Source organism: Bacillus sp. CIS52, from assembly GCF_053545315.1.
Genome location: NZ_JBIUFR010000002.1, coordinates 323521 through 338835 on the forward strand (window position 1 = coordinate 323521; position 15315 = coordinate 338835).

The following is a 15315-nucleotide window of genomic DNA, read 5'->3' on the forward strand; positions in this document are numbered from 1 at the left end:
GCGTTCCCCCGTTTCTTTTCAGTGATTTAAAATACGGCTTAAGAATAAACGCGCCCTCTCTTCACGCGGGCTTTCGTAAAACTCAGCCGGTGCAGCTTCCTCTAAGATGGAGCCGCTGTCGATAAACACGATGCGGTCCGCCACTTCTTTGGCGAATCCCATTTCATGTGTGACGACTACCATGGTCATGCCTTCCTTTGCGAGTGTTTTCATGACATCCAGCACTTCTCCGATCATTTCCGGATCAAGCGCGGATGTCGGTTCATCAAACAGCATCACCTCGGGCTTCATCGCAAGCCCTCTGGCGATGGCGACGCGCTGCTGCTGGCCGCCTGAAAGCTGTGAAGGGTAAGCGTCCGCTTTGTCGGGTATGCCGACTTTTTTCAAGTAATATAAAGCCGTTTCTTTTGCTTCTTCTCTTGATTGCTTGAGCACTTTGATCGGCGCGAGCATAATGTTTTGCAGAACGGTTTTATGCGGATACAGATGAAAATGCTGAAACACCATGCCGATATTGCGGCGGACTTTATTCATATCCGTTTTTTTGTCATGGATGGAGGCGCCGTTTACCGTTAAAACGCCTCCATCAACTGTTTCCAGCTGATTAATGCAGCGGAGAAGCGTGCTTTTTCCCGATCCTGATGGTCCGATGACAACGAGAACTTCCCCTTTTTTAATGTGCAGATTAATGTTCTTCAGCACGTGGAACTGTCCGTAGTGCTTATTTACATCCTGAAATGAGATCATGGTCATCCTCCTTAGAAAAACATGCGTCATATTGACTAACAGTTATGGAAATTTCTTTAACGTTACGATGATTATACAAATTTCCGGAAAATATATTCAAACTTTTTTGTAATTTCAGATAATTAATTCCGCCATGAGGTCTGCGACATAAGGCTGACTTTAGGAAACGGGAATAATTCCGGCTTTCTGTCAAAAGATAAAGCAAGAGGTGAAACATCATGCTTCAAAAACCGCTGCAGCTCTTAATGTGGACGGCTGTATGTCTGCTCGTTTTGTTAACAGTGTATGTCTTTTGTATGCTCGATATGTTATGGTCACCCATATGGCTTGTTATAAAATCTCTCTTTATTCCTATATTCATTGCAGTATTTATTGCTTATCTTTTGCTTCCGATTACTGAATGGCTTCATAAGAAAGGGATGCCTAGAACTTTAAGCCTGCTTCTGATTTATTGCCTGTTTTTCGGCGGAATCGGCTGGGGGGCTTATAAAGGGGTTCCTGTTTTAATTGAACAGCTGCAGGATCTGTCTGAGAGCATTCCCGGTCTTGCCGAAAACTACAACAGCATGCTGAGACATCTGCATAATCATACAGATCATTGGCCTGACGGCATGCACCATCGGATGGATAAAATGATTCAGCAGACAGAAACGTTTCTTGCCGGCACGATTGAGAGCACGATCAGAAGCATCCGTTTCGTGCTTGATTATATCCTGATCGCGGCAACGATTCCTTTTCTCGTTTTCTATATGGTGAAGGATATAGACCTCATGAAAAAGACGGTCTGGTATTTGACGCCGAAGTCTTGGAGGAAAAGGGGGAGTGAATTTCTGCGGGATGTGGAGGACTCTCTCGGCGATTATATCCGCGGGCAGGTTCTCGTTTGTTTTTTGCTCGGATTAATAGCCGGCGTTTCTTTCTGGCTGTTCGGCCTTCCTTATCCGCTGATCTTAGGTCTTGCCATCGGGATTACGAATGTCATCCCGTATTTCGGTCCGTTTATCGGCGCTGTGCCGGCGCTGCTCCTTTCGCTGGCGATTTCTGCTAAAGCTGTGATCATCGTAATCGTCACGATTTTTATTCTTCAATTTATAGAAGGAAACATTTTGAGCCCGCTTATTGTCGGGCGCAGTCTCAGAATGCATCCCGTCGTGATTATGCTTGCACTTCTTGCCGGAGGAGAGCTTGCGGGCATTCCCGGCATGATTCTCGCTGTTCCTGCAGCAGCCGTTTTAAAAGTGACGGCCATTCACTTTTTGCGGATCAGGACGGAACATTGACATTCGGGTTCTGCTTGTCTATAATTTCGTGTAGAATACATACGAATCTCGAGTGACGGATATGAGTACGCCGAAGCCCTGTTTAAGAGAGAAGCTCCGATACGCTGAAAGGAGCTTCAGCAGAAGATCGGCCGAAGCTAATCCTGAGTGCAGTTAAAGGCTGCCGCAGTCCTGCGTTACGGGATGAAAGGTGACGGGCCTTTTTCGGCCTGTAATCAGGGTGGTACCGCGAGACAGCTCTCGTCCCTGTGTGAACGCATGGTTTGCATAGGGAGAGGGCTTTTTTGCTGTCGCGAAAGAGAATTTCGGGTAGTGATAAGGAGGAATATAGATGAAACACTTAACTTCTGCTGAAGTGCGTCAAATGTTTTTAGATTTTTTTAAAGAAAAAGGCCATGCCGTTGAACCGAGCGCCTCATTGGTGCCGCATGAAGATCCGTCTTTATTGTGGATCAACAGCGGCGTTGCGACGCTGAAAAAATACTTTGACGGCCGCGTTGTGCCGGAGAATCCGAGAATTGTGAACGCACAAAAATCAATCCGCACAAATGACATTGAAAATGTGGGGAAAACGGCGCGCCACCATACGTTCTTTGAGATGCTCGGAAACTTTTCCATCGGCGATTATTTTAAAGAAGAAGCCATCACGTGGGCATGGGAGTTTTTAACGAGCGAAAAGTGGATCGGTTTTGATCCGAAGCTGCTGTCTGTAACGGTTCACCCGGAGGATGAAGAAGCTTATACGCTATGGGCGGAAAAAATCGGCGTTCCGGAAGAAAGAATCATCCGTCTGGAAGGGAACTTCTGGGATATCGGCGAAGGCCCGAGCGGACCGAATACGGAAATTTTCTATGACCGCGGCGAGAAATACGGCAATGACCCGTCAGATTCTGAATTGTATCCGGGCGGCGAAAATGATCGTTATCTTGAAGTGTGGAACCTGGTATTTTCAGAGTTCAACCACAATCCGGACGGCACGTACACACCGCTTCCGAAGAAAAACATTGATACGGGCATGGGGCTTGAACGGATGGTCTCCGTTATTCAAGACGTTCCGACAAACTTTGACACTGATTTGTTTATGCCGATTATTGAAGCGGCAGAGCGTATTTCCGGAGATGCTTACGGAAAGGATGCAGTGAAGGACACAGCCTTTAAAGTAATTGCCGATCATATCAGAACGGTCGCATTTGCGGTAAGCGACGGAGCTCTGCCGTCAAACGAAGGGCGCGGGTATGTTCTGAGACGCCTCCTTCGCCGGGCTGTGCGATACGCGAAAACAATCGGTATCAGCCGTCCGTTTATGTATGAGCTGGTACCGACTGTTGCAGGAATTATGGACGCTTTCTATCCGGAGGTGAAAGAAAAGCAAGAGTTTATTGCCAAAGTCATCAAAACGGAGGAAGAGCGCTTCCATGAAACATTGAACGAAGGTCTTGCCATTTTATCTGACGTGATAAAGAAAGAAAAGGAAAAAGGCAGCGGCATCATCTCCGGAAAAGACGTATTCAAACTGTACGATACGTACGGATTCCCGGTTGAATTGACGGAGGAATACGCGGAAGATGAGCAAATGAAGGTTGACCATAAAGGGTTTGAAGCCGAAATGGAAAAACAGCGTGAACGGGCGAGAAATGCGCGTCAAGATGTAGGAAGCATGCAGGTGCAGGGCGGCGCATTGCGCGACATTACTGCAGAAAGCACGTTTGTCGGCTACAGTTCCGTAAAAACTGAAGCGAAGGTGATCGAGCTTCTTCATGACGGTCAATTAATCAGCGAGGCGCATGAAGGGGATACCGTTCAGATTCTTCTTGATGAAACGCCTTTCTATGCTGAAAGCGGCGGACAGATCGGTGACAGAGGAGTGCTGAGAAGCGCACAGGCTGTCGTAACCATTAAAGACGTGAAAAAAGCTCCGAACGGCCAGCATGTACACGAAGGCACAGTGGATAGCGGCACGCTTCAAAAAGGCGCAAGCGTCACGGCTGAAGTGGAGGACCAAATGAGAAGCGGCGTGGTGAAAAACCATACGGCAACCCACCTTCTGCATCAGGCGCTGAAAGACGTTCTTGGCACACATGTCAACCAAGCCGGCTCACTCGTTACCGAAAACCGTCTGCGTTTTGACTTCTCTCATTTCGGTCAAGTAACGAAAGAAGAACTTGAACGCATTGAAGGAATCGTCAACGAAAAAATCTGGGAGAGCATTCCGGTAGCGATTGATCTGAAACCGATCAATGAAGCAAAAGAAATGGGCGCAATGGCCCTGTTCGGCGAGAAATACGGCGATATTGTACGTGTCGTACAAGTCGGCGATTACAGCCTGGAGCTTTGCGGCGGATGCCATGTCACGAATACGGCTGAAATCGGCCTGTTTAAAATCGTATCCGAATCAGGGATCGGCGCAGGTACGCGAAGAATTGAAGCCGTGACAGGAAAAGGCGCTTATCAGGAAATGAACAGCCAGCTCAGCCTCCTGCAGCACGCTGCGGACGAGCTGAAATCAAACGTAAAAGACGTGCCGAAGCGAATCCAGTCTCTTCAAGCGGAACTGAAAGAAGCGCAAAGAGAAAATGAATCATTGCTCAGCAAACTCGGCAATGTGGAAGCCGGAGCCATTTTGTCTAAAGTAAAAGACATCGGCGGCGTAAAAGTGCTGGCTGAAAAAGTAAACGCGAAAGACATGAACCACCTTCGCACAATGGTGGATGACCTGAAGGCGAAGCTCGGTTCTGCGGTCATCATTCTCGGCGCCGTGCAAAATGACAAAGTCAACCTGTCAGCGGGCGTAACAAAAGATCTGATCGAAAAAGGCCTTCACGCCGGCAAAATGGTCAAACAAGCGGCAGAAGTCTGCGGAGGCGGAGGCGGAGGCCGTCCGGACATGGCGCAGGCCGGCGGAAAGCAGCCTGAGAAATTGGAAGAGGCGCTCGCATCTGCGGAAGATTGGATAAAATCCGTTTTATAATCCTTTCAACTAGTGTAGAATGATGATAAGATGAGGACCTCAGGCTGAACTTTGCCTGCGAATTTGGGAAAGAGGTGCAAAACGGTGAGCTCGTTTGATAAAACGATGAAATTTAATTTCTCCGATGATTCTGCTGAAACAAACGTCGAAGAAGTGCTGATTACAGTATATGATGCGCTTCAGGAAAAGGGGTACAATCCTATCAACCAGATTGTCGGATACTTGCTGTCTGGAGACCCTGCATACATTCCTAGGCATCGCGACGCCCGGAACTTAATTCGCAAATTGGAACGTGACGAATTAATTGAGGAATTGGTAAAATCCTATCTAGAACAGCATAAAGAGGCGTAAATACACTCATGAGAATATTGGGACTTGATCTGGGAACGAAAACACTCGGCGTCGCTTTAAGCGATGAGATGGGCTGGACCGCTCAGGGCATTGAGACGATAAAAATAAACGAAGCTGAAGGAGATTACGGTCTGGACCGTTTATCCGAGCTGATGAAAGACTATAATGTAGAGAAGGTCGTACTCGGTTTTCCGAAAAACATGAACGGGACGATCGGTCCGAGAGGCGAAGCCAGCCAAACATTTGCGAAACTGCTTGAAACAGCGTACAATGTCCCTGTTGTGCTGTGGGACGAGCGTCTGACGACGATGGCGGCTGAAAAGATGCTGATCGCGGCTGACGTCAGCAGGCAAAAACGAAAAAAAGTCATTGATAAAATGGCGGCTGTCATGATCCTTCAAGGATATCTGGACAGTTTAAACTAAGAGGTGAAAGAAATGGAACACGGCGAAAAACACATTACAATTGTCGATGATCAAGGTAACGAACAGCTTTGCGAAGTGCTGTTTACATTTGAAAACGACACATTCAACAAATCTTACGTTCTTTATTATCCGATTGATGCTCAAGACGATGATGAAATCGAAATTCACGCTTCAAGCTTCGAGCCGAACGAAAACGGCGAAGACGGCGAACTGATGCCGATTGAAACGGATGAAGAGTGGGAAATGATCGAAGAAACGCTGAATACGTTTTTAGCGGAAGAAGACGAAGAATAAAATGAACAGAAAAAGCCGGAGCGCATATGCCGCTTCGGCTTTTTTTGTAATAAATTGCCGAATGCGCGCGAATCATGTAGTATAAGAGCTGTTGGGAGGAAAATACTTGTATGAATATCAATCAGACTAAAAATTCATTTCTGCGCAAAAACAAAAAAACGACGATAATACTGTCCTCCGTGATCGCTCTGATCATCATCATTTGCGGTGCTTTTTTCTATGGAAAATCTCTGCTGTCCCCGGTTGACAAAGGCAGCAAAACGACAGTCAATATTAATATTCCGAGCGGTTCTTCGGTTTCGGCAATCGCCGGAATTCTTGAGGATCAGCATGTCATTAAAAGCAAAAAAGCATTCCAGCTGTATGTGAAGTATAAAGGCGCTTCCGGATTTCAGGCGGGATTTTACCATCTGAATAAAGGAATGGACGCGGATGCGATTATCAAAAAACTGACCGCGGGATCTACGGGGTATGCCTTTCAGATCACCGTTCCCGAAGGAAAACAGCTGACACAGATTGCCGACGCGATCGCAAAAGAAACATCATATTCTAAAGAAGAGATCATGGCAAAACTGGACGACAAAACATTTATCGACAAACTGAAAAAACAGTTTCCTGATACAATAACAGACGCTCTTTCAAACAAGAAGCTTAAGCATCCGCTCGAAGGCTATTTATACCCGGCCACATATCCGTTTAATGATCCGGATGCATCGCTTGATAAGATTTTGACGGCAATGATTCAGGAAACAAACACCCGTATCGAAACATATAAATCTGAACTGGAAAAAAAGAAACTTTCCGTCCATAACGCGCTGACGATGGCATCGCTTATCGAAGAGGAAGCCACAGCCAAAGCCGACCGTCACAAAATCGCAAGCGTCTTTTACAACAGACTTGCAGAAAAAATGCCGCTGCAGACTGACCCGACGGTATTATATGCGGCCGGCAGGCATAAGAGCCGGGTCTTCTACAAAGACCTGAAAATTGATTCTCCGTTTAACACGTATAAACATAAGGGGCTGCCGCCGGGACCGATTGCAAACGCCGGGGATTCATCGTGGGAAGCGGCTCTTAACCCTGACAAAACGGATTATCTCTATTTCCTGGCAAAATCAAACGGTGAGGTCGTATTCACGAAAACATTAAAAGATCATAATAAAGCGAAGGAAAAGTATATTTCCAAAAAAGACAGTGAATAAAGGAGGGCAAAAGCTCTCCTTTTATTCCATTCTGAAAGGTTTTATGATAAAATATATCGGGTTGTTTACTTATGGATAAAGAAGTGTCTTAAGAGAGTGTCCCCGCGGATTCGTCAGGGGCACTCCTTTTTAGAACGGAGGCTGTTTGCCGTGAATGATCGGTATGAACAAATAAACGAGTATATAAACGCGATGCTGAAGCCTCGGCCTGATAAAGTGAAAAAGCTTGAAGCCTATGCAAAAGAGCACCATGTTCCGATTATGGAAGAAGCGGGCATTGAAGTGCTGCTTCAAATGCTGTCGATTCAACAGGCGAAAAACATCTTGGAAATCGGCACGGCAATCGGATATTCGGCTATACGGATGGCGCTTGAACTTCCGGATGCGAATATTTACACGATTGAACGGGACGACAAACGCTATGAAGAAGCTGTGAACAATATAAAAGACTTTGAAATGGAAAATCGGATTCACGTAATGCACGGGGATGCGCTTGAACTTTCTGAGTCTGTCCGTGTCACGGCTCCTTATGATGCCATTTTTATCGATGCGGCAAAAGGCCAGTACACGAACTTTTTTGAGCTCTATGAACCGATGCTTGCGCCAGATGGGGTCATTTTCACAGACAATGTTCTGTTTAAAGGGCTGGTGGCACAAGATCACTCGGAAATTGAGCCGAAAAGAAGACGGAAGCTTGTTGAAAAAATTGATCAATATAACCAATGGCTGATGAACCGGCCTGACTATCAAACGGTCATACTGCCGGTCGGAGACGGCATCGCCATCAGTAAAAAGAAGAGGTGAATGATCATGAAAAAACCTGAACTTTTGGTGACTCCGACTTCCGTACAGGATATTCTTCCGCTCATTCAAGCGGGGGCAACGGCGCTGTTAGTCGGAGAACAAAGATACGGCCTGAGACTGGCCGGGGAATTTTCAAGAGAAGATATTAAAGAAGCCGTAAAGAAAGCTCATCAAGAAGGCGCGAAAGTGTACGCTGCCGTCAATGCTATTTTTCACAATGAAAAAGTGGACGAGCTGAACGGCTATCTTGCCTTTTTGCAGGAAGCCGGCGTGGATGCGGCTGTTTTCGGTGATCCGGCCGTTTTAATGGCGGCGCGTGAAGCGGCTCCCGGGCTCAAACTGCACTGGAGCACGGAAACAACGGGAACCAACTACTATTCCTGCAATTACTGGGGACGCAAAGGCGCACGGCGCGCAGTGCTGGCTAAGGAATTAAATATGGACAGCGTCATTGACATAAAAGAAAACGCCGAAGTGGAAATTGAAATTCAAATCCACGGCATGACGTGCATGTTCCAATCTAAGCGTTCATTAGTGGGCCATTACTTCGAATACCAAGGAAAAGTCATGGACATCGAACAGAAGAAAAAAGAAGCTGGCATGTTTCTGCATGACAAAGAACGGGGCAATAAATACCCGATTTTTGAAGACGAAAACGGCACGCACATCATGAGTCCGAACGATGTGTGCATGATTGATGAATTAGAGGATCTGATAGACGCCGGCATTGATTCTTTCAAAATCGACGGAGTGTTGAAGTCTCCTGAATACTTAACCGAAGTGACCCGCATGTACAGAGAGGCAATCGATTTGTGCATCGAAAGCCGTGAGACATACGAAGAGAAAAAAGAGAGCTGGATAGAGCGGATTGAAAGCATTCAGCCTGTGAACAGAAGCATCGACACAGGATTCTTCTTTAAAGAAACGGTCTATTAAAAAGGAGGGTGCAACGGATGACAGCCGTAAATCAAACCATTTCCAAAGTCGTAAACGGAAAACGCGTCATTACGAAAAAACCTGAACTTCTTGCTCCGGCAGGAAACCTTGAAAAATTAAAAATTGCCGTTCATTACGGAGCGGACGCGGTTTTTATCGGAGGGCAGGAATACGGGCTCCGCTCTAATGCGGATAACTTTTCTATAGAAGAAATCGCAGAGGGCGTAGAATTTGCCAAAAAATACGGGGCGAAAATATATGTGACAACAAACATTTTCGCTCATAATGAAAATATGGACGGTCTGGAAGAATACTTAAAAGCGTTGGGAGACGCAAAAGTTGCCGGAATTATCGTCGCTGATCCGCTGATTATTGAAACATGCCGGAGAGTCGCCCCGGACGTAGAGATTCATCTCAGCACACAGCAGTCCCTTTCCAACTGGAAAGCGGTGCAGTTCTGGAAAGAAGAAGGTCTTGACCGTGTGGTGCTTGCCCGTGAAACGAGCGGACTGGAAATTAAAGAAATGAAGGAAAAGGTGGATATTGAAATCGAAACCTTTATCCATGGCGCCATGTGTATCGCTTATTCAGGCCGATGCGTGCTGAGCAATCACATGACAGCCCGTGATTCCAACCGCGGCGGCTGCTGTCAGTCGTGCCGCTGGGATTATGACCTGTATCAGACAGACGGTGCAAACGCGGTCGCGCTCTATGACGAAGAAGACGCTCCGTTTGCGATGAGCCCGAAAGATTTAAAATTGATTGAATCCATACCGCAAATGATCGAGATGGGCATCGACAGTCTGAAAATTGAAGGCCGGATGAAATCGATTCATTACGTTGCGACGGTTGTCAGCGTGTATCGCAAAGTCATCGACGCATACTGCGCTGATCCTGAAAACTTCGTCATTCAAAAAGAATGGCTTGATGAGCTGGACAAATGTGCAAACCGGGATACTGCGCCTGCTTTCTTTGAAGGCACGCCCGGTTTTGAGGAGCAGATGTTCGGCGAACACGGAAAGAAAACAACATTTGATTTTGCCGGTCTCGTGCTCGCATATAACGAGGAAACTCAAATGGTGACGCTCCAGCAGCGCAATTTCTTTAAACAAGGTGACGAAGTTGAATTTTTCGGTCCTGAAATTGACAATTTCACATTCACCATCGGCACTATTTGGGACGAAGACGGAAACGAGCTTGATGCTGCCCGCCATCCCCTGCAAATCGTTACATTTAAAGTAGACAAAAAGATTTATCCGAGCAACATGATGAGAAAGGGGAAGTAATCCCAATGGGTAAGAGTCCTGTAGTTATAGGCATCGCCGGAGGTTCCGGATCAGGAAAAACAAGCGTCACCCGTTCCATTTACGAACAGTTTAAAGGACACTCGATTTTAATGATCCAGCAAGACCTTTATTATAAAGACCAAAGCCATCTTCCGTTTGAAGAAAGGCTCAACACAAACTATGATCATCCGCTCGCATTTGATAATGACTATTTAATCGAGCATATTCAAGAGCTTTTGAATTACCGGCCGATAGAAAAGCCGATTTATGATTATAAACTCCATACGCGTTCTGAGGAAACCATTCCGGTTGAGCCGAAGGATGTCATTATTTTGGAAGGCATTCTCGTTCTTGAAGATAAAAGGCTTCGCGACCTCATGGACATAAAACTTTATGTCGACACGGACGCGGATCTCCGTATCATCAGACGGATTATGAGAGATATTAACGAAAGAGGCCGTTCTATTGATTCTGTCATCGAGCAGTATGTATCCGTCGTCAGACCGATGCACAATCAGTTTGTTGAACCGACGAAACGCTACGCGGACATCATTATTCCGGAAGGCGGCCAAAACCACGTCGCGATTGATCTGATGGTCACGAAGATTCAAACGATCCTTGAACAAAATGCAATTTTGTAATACCATAGCATAGACATAAATAACTCAGACCATATTATGTATAGGCTGGAAGGGAATGAGACAGTTCCCTTCTTTCCCTGTTTATAAACCGAAACATTTGCAGAAAACACACATTCAGTTTAAGATAAACAGTACCTATATGGGAGAGAAGAACGAGGACTGCCCTGTGTTCTCATTCTTGATTTTTTCGTTTATGCTCTCATACATAATCACACGTTATTGTTGAGGGACAACCACCAAGGAGTGAAGGAACATGGCACAAGAAAAAGTTTTTCCGATGACTCAAGAAGGAAAACAAAAACTTGAACAAGAATTAGAGCAATTGAAAACGGTTAAACGTAAAGAAGTAGTAGAACGCATCAAAATCGCAAGAAGCTTCGGAGATCTGTCAGAGAACTCTGAGTATGATTCTGCAAAAGAAGAACAGGCATTTGTGGAAGGGCGCATCACGACGCTTGAAAATATGATCCGCAATGCGAAAATCATCGAGGACGACGGCGGTTCAAATGTTGTCGGTTTGGGAAAAACCGTATCATTCATCGAATTGCCTGACGGTGAAGAAGAATCTTACACGATCGTCGGAAGCGCTGAAGCTGATCCGTTTGAAGGGAAAATCTCAAACGACTCGCCGATTGCCAAAAGCCTGCTCGGCAGAAAAGTGGACGAAGAAGTTACTGTTCAGACGCCGGGCGGAGAAATGCTCGTGAAAATTGTGAAAATTTCATAAGATCCGTTTAACAATGAAACACCTCGTCCAAAATATGGATGAGGTGTTTTTTATGATCGTATCAAAAAGGCTGAAAACGGCCGTGATTTGTTTTCTGCTCGTGTTTTTCTTTTTGCTTGCCAGGCTGGCTGAAATTCAGCTGTTTTTTACAGAATCTTTTTCAAAATCTAATATTAATCTGATTCAGGAAAGCGTCAAGCAGCGGACTGAAGAAGTCCTTATTTCAGACGGACGCGGCTCTTTTCTTGATCGGAACGGCAAAGAGCTGACCGGAAAAAAGCAGCCTGCCGTCGTTCTGTTTCCCTTTCTCGTGACGCAGGATTGGCCGATTGACCGGGTATCCGCCATTCTCGGGATGAAACAGGATGAGCTCAGGCAGCTTCTCACGGAAGCGAAAAAACCGGTGGTCCTAAACAGCAGAAAAATAAAACATCTGACGAAACAATCCGTGTCAAATATCAATTCTTTGAAATATCCCGGCATTTACGGCGTATATATGAAAGACAGCAAAGAAACAAACATAGCCGCTCATCTGTTGGGCGCGACAAATCAGGACCCGGAGCTTTTGAAAAAGAAATATCCCGGCCGTAAGGAACTGCCGATCACGGCAAAAATCGGGACAAGCGGGATGGAACGGACGTTTGATGAGTTTTTGCTGGCGGATCAGGACACAAAACTTTTGTATCATGTCGACGGAAGGGGAAACCCTTTATTCGGAATGGACGTCAAATATACGGCAGAAGCAAACGCGTTTTATCCGCTGCAAGTCAAAACCTCCATCGACCGCAATATTCAAAAAGCAATGGAAGATGTATTGAAAGACCGCGGGTTAAAAAAGGGGGGAGCCGTCCTTTTAGACATTGAAAAAAGCAGTGTGCTCGGAATGGTATCAAAGCCTGACGCCGACATGTCAAAGCAGCAGACACTGCAAAATTACATGCTGACGCCGATTTATCCGGGATCTGTGTTTAAAACGGTGGTCGCCGCAGCCGCAATTGAACAAAATGAAGTGAAGCCGGGCACATCCTTTAACTGCAGTCTCAACCTGTACGGAGAGCCGGGTGACGACAAAGGCACGCTCAATTTTGGAGAAAGCTTTGCCCAAAGCTGCAATTATACGTTTACAAGTCTTGCAGAAAAATTGGTCAAAAAAGATGACTCCGCTATCGAAAACATGGCGGAAAAACTCGGTCTCACACAGCGGGCGGGCTGGGAAGGCAAGCTGTACCGGGAAGACGGATTCAGGCAGCTGTATAATGAAAAAAGCGGCGTCATTTGGGGAGATGCCAAAGACAAAACCGTCAAAAGAGCAGTAGCCCAGACGGCGATCGGACAGAAAAACGTGAAAGTCACCCCGCTTGAAGTCGCCAATATGATGGCGACGATCGCGCGCGGCGGCGAAAAAAAACAAGTCAAAATCGCGGACAAAATTGAATACAAAAACGGAACGACGATGGCGTCATTCAAAGATCAGCCGTTAAAGGGGAAAACGATCGATAAATATACAGCCCAGCAGCTTCAAAAAATTCTCAGAGAAGTCGTCACTTCACCGAAAGGAACCGGCAGGAGATTTCAGGATCTGCCGTATGCGGTGGCGGGAAAATCCGGAACGGCCCAGACGGGAATGTTTACAAAAGATAAACAGACGCTTTACAACAAATGGTTTGCGGGATACTTTCCCGCGGACAAGCCGAAATACGCTCTCGTTGTGCTGCACATGGACACGCCGGGAGATAAGGCTCTGACAAATACAGTGTTTTATGATATTGTTAAAAAGGTACATGAAAATGAAACAAATCAGACATAGAACAACCGCTCAGCCCATGTTAAAATATATGCTGAGCAAGAGGGATAAAGGAGTGCAGAATGATTGAGCAATAAACAATCTCGTTTTGAAAACCGTGATAAGCGCAGAAAAGCAAATTTAGTGCTTAACATTTTAATTGCTATCGTATCTATTCTTATTGTCGTCGTTGCAGTCAGCCTCTTCATCAACAGTCCGTCCAGCGACGTGAGCCAGAAGCAGGAAACCCCTGCATCAGGCAAGACGAAGCAGACATCAGATGAGGACATAAAAGACAGCAAAAAAGATACGGCCTCAGACGATGACAAAAAAGATAAACAGGATAAGGACAAATCCGATTCATCTTCAGACTCTGACAGCAAAAAAGACGATGATTCATCAAAAAGTGATGACAGCAAAAAAGCCTCTGATTCAAGTGACCCTTTTAAAGGAGCAAAAATAACAGAGGGCGGCTCATCCAGCGATGTCGATAAAACAATTGTTAACTCAAAATGGAAACCAGTCGGCACAAAGCAGACGGGAGAACATGCGGCGACGTATGACTCAAGCTCTGAAGACTGGTCCGAAATGCTTGACGCCATCTCTTACGCAACCGGCGTGTCAAAAGATCACATGACAGTGCTGTGGCTCGGAAACAATGGAAGCCCGCAAGATGCGAAGGGTAAAGTTTTAGACAAAACGAACGGCAAAAAGTATCAGGTCACCATCACTTGGGAAGACAAAAAAGGCTGGAAGCCGACAAAAGTAGAAACCTTAAAATAACCGCAAAAAAGCAGCTGATTCTTCAGCTGCTTTTTTCTGTCATACGTCAGCTGAAAAATGCACCGACGCGCTGTAAAGGATTCTGCCGTCAACGGCGGTCACCTGATGGGATACAGAACGGACGCGAAGCATAATCGCCTGGTTGTTTTCAATCTGTACGTTTATTTTCTTTTCCAGCTCCTGCAAAGATGCCGCTTCAAAAAATTCTACTTTATCTTTTATTAAATCCAATTGAAAATTCATCAGTATAGATCCTCCTGATTTTTCTTCTGAGTCAATGAAAGTATAAGCCTTTCTGCTGTAATTGCGCAATAATCCCAAAGTATTTTAGTACCCTTTCGCTCTTTTTTGTGATAGGATAGGAACTGTTCCATGATTAATCCATACTATACTCATAGGAATTATAAATTATGGAGAGTGAAAAATATGGGCCGTGAATTTATTCCTTTATTTGAAGATTGGGCAGCGACTTATGACGCCACGGTGCACGGAGCTGACGAACAATATGCTGATGTTTTTAAAGGGTATGACAATATTCTTGACAGCATCGTCGCACTTTCGGGTTCTAACGTTTTAGAGTTCGGACCGGGCACAGGGAATTTAACGGCGAAATTAGCCGCCGCGAACAAAAAAGTGTTTGGTGTAGAACCGTCTCCGTCAATGAGAAAACTGGCAGCTGACAAGCTTTCTGACAGAGCTGCGTTCAGTGACGGGGATTTTCTGGAGTTTCCCGCTCCGCCTTTCCAAATAGATACCATCGTCAGCTCGTACGCATTTCATCATTTAACCGATGAAGAAAAGCAAGCGGCTGTAAAGCAATATGGCACAATCCTTCAGAAGCATGATAAAATAGTGTTTGCCGATACCGTCTTTAAAGATCATGAAGCATACGGGGAAGCCGTCAGAAAAGCAAACCGAAACGGCTATCACCAATTAGCGGACGATTTAAAGACGGAACATTATCCGACACTCGGGACAATGAAAAACATCTTTTCAGCTGAGGGATTTGCCGCAAGATTTACGCAGCAAAACGACTTTGTCTGGATAATGGAGGCGATTAAACGGTAAATCGAAGGGATTGTGTATAA

16 protein-coding genes are annotated in these 15315 nt (G+C 45.7%); 14 read left to right on the top strand and 2 right to left on the bottom strand.

Annotated elements, in window-relative coordinates; all coding sequences use genetic code 11:
- Positions 1-18: 18 nt before the first annotated feature.
- Positions 19-747 (bottom strand): amino acid ABC transporter ATP-binding protein, encoded by a 729-nt coding sequence (locus ACH32G_RS11510; RefSeq protein ID WP_448814373.1) that lies wholly within the window; start codon positions 745-747, stop codon positions 19-21.
- Positions 748-965: 218 nt separating this feature from the next.
- Here ACH32G_RS11510 and ACH32G_RS11515 point away from each other — a divergent pair, with 218 nt between their 5' ends.
- The 13 genes from ACH32G_RS11515 (at position 966) to ACH32G_RS11575 (ending at position 14227) form a co-directional block, all read left to right on the top strand.
- The gene (locus ACH32G_RS11515; RefSeq protein ID WP_448814374.1) at positions 966-2027 is read left to right on the top strand and encodes an AI-2E family transporter; all 1062 of its coding nucleotides are present in this window, start codon (positions 966-968) and stop codon (positions 2025-2027) included.
- 331 nt (positions 2028-2358) lie between these two features.
- Positions 2359-4995 carry an alanine--tRNA ligase gene (gene alaS, locus ACH32G_RS11520; protein WP_448814375.1) on the top strand — a complete coding sequence of 879 codons (2637 nt, stop codon included), beginning with the start codon at positions 2359-2361 and terminating at the stop codon, positions 4993-4995.
- A gap of 84 nt (positions 4996-5079) precedes the next feature.
- The gene (locus ACH32G_RS11525; protein ID WP_003152749.1) at positions 5080-5346 is read left to right on the top strand and encodes an IreB family regulatory phosphoprotein; all 267 of its coding nucleotides are present in this window, start codon (positions 5080-5082) and stop codon (positions 5344-5346) included.
- An 8-nt stretch (positions 5347-5354) separates the two neighbouring features.
- Positions 5355-5771: a Holliday junction resolvase RuvX gene (gene ruvX / locus ACH32G_RS11530; RefSeq protein WP_016938833.1), complete on the top strand. Its 417-nt coding sequence runs from the start codon at positions 5355-5357 to the stop codon at positions 5769-5771.
- Positions 5772-5783: 12 nt separating this feature from the next.
- Positions 5784-6065, top strand: a complete 282-nt coding sequence (locus ACH32G_RS11535; RefSeq protein ID WP_003152751.1) for a DUF1292 domain-containing protein — start codon at positions 5784-5786, stop codon at positions 6063-6065.
- 110 nt (positions 6066-6175) lie between these two features.
- On the top strand, positions 6176-7267 hold the full coding sequence (mltG, locus tag ACH32G_RS11540) for an endolytic transglycosylase MltG (protein WP_045926788.1): 1092 nt from the start codon (positions 6176-6178) through the stop codon (positions 7265-7267).
- A 150-nt stretch (positions 7268-7417) separates the two neighbouring features.
- Positions 7418-8071, top strand: a complete 654-nt coding sequence (locus ACH32G_RS11545) for an O-methyltransferase (protein ID WP_264818879.1) — start codon at positions 7418-7420, stop codon at positions 8069-8071.
- A gap of 6 nt (positions 8072-8077) precedes the next feature.
- A complete protein-coding gene (locus ACH32G_RS11550) occupies positions 8078-9007 on the top strand; it encodes a peptidase U32 family protein (RefSeq protein WP_064777780.1) in 930 nt (309 codons plus the stop codon).
- A 17-nt stretch (positions 9008-9024) separates the two neighbouring features.
- Entirely contained in the window at positions 9025-10293 is a 1269-nt protein-coding gene (locus ACH32G_RS11555) for a peptidase U32 family protein (RefSeq protein ID WP_016938837.1), read from the top strand.
- A gap of 5 nt (positions 10294-10298) precedes the next feature.
- A complete protein-coding gene (gene udk, locus ACH32G_RS11560; protein ID WP_016938838.1) occupies positions 10299-10934 on the top strand; it encodes a uridine kinase in 636 nt (211 codons plus the stop codon).
- 253 nt (positions 10935-11187) lie between these two features.
- Positions 11188-11661: a transcription elongation factor GreA gene (gene greA / locus ACH32G_RS11565; RefSeq protein WP_014470754.1), complete on the top strand. Its 474-nt coding sequence runs from the start codon at positions 11188-11190 to the stop codon at positions 11659-11661.
- A 52-nt stretch (positions 11662-11713) separates the two neighbouring features.
- Entirely contained in the window at positions 11714-13468 is a 1755-nt protein-coding gene (locus tag ACH32G_RS11570; RefSeq protein ID WP_047475563.1) for a peptidoglycan D,D-transpeptidase FtsI family protein, read from the top strand.
- Positions 13469-13531: 63 nt separating this feature from the next.
- Complete coding sequence (locus ACH32G_RS11575) at positions 13532-14227, top strand: YrrS family protein (RefSeq protein ID WP_016938840.1); 696 nt, start codon at positions 13532-13534, stop codon at positions 14225-14227.
- A gap of 39 nt (positions 14228-14266) precedes the next feature.
- Here the strand turns inward: ACH32G_RS11575 and ACH32G_RS11580 are convergent, their stop codons facing one another.
- Positions 14267-14470 (bottom strand): YrzA family protein, encoded by a 204-nt coding sequence (locus ACH32G_RS11580; RefSeq protein WP_003152771.1) that lies wholly within the window; start codon positions 14468-14470, stop codon positions 14267-14269.
- 183 nt (positions 14471-14653) lie between these two features.
- Here ACH32G_RS11580 and ACH32G_RS11585 point away from each other — a divergent pair, with 183 nt between their 5' ends.
- Entirely contained in the window at positions 14654-15295 is a 642-nt protein-coding gene (locus tag ACH32G_RS11585; protein ID WP_448814376.1) for a class I SAM-dependent methyltransferase, read from the top strand.
- The last annotated feature ends 20 nt before the right edge of the window (positions 15296-15315 follow it).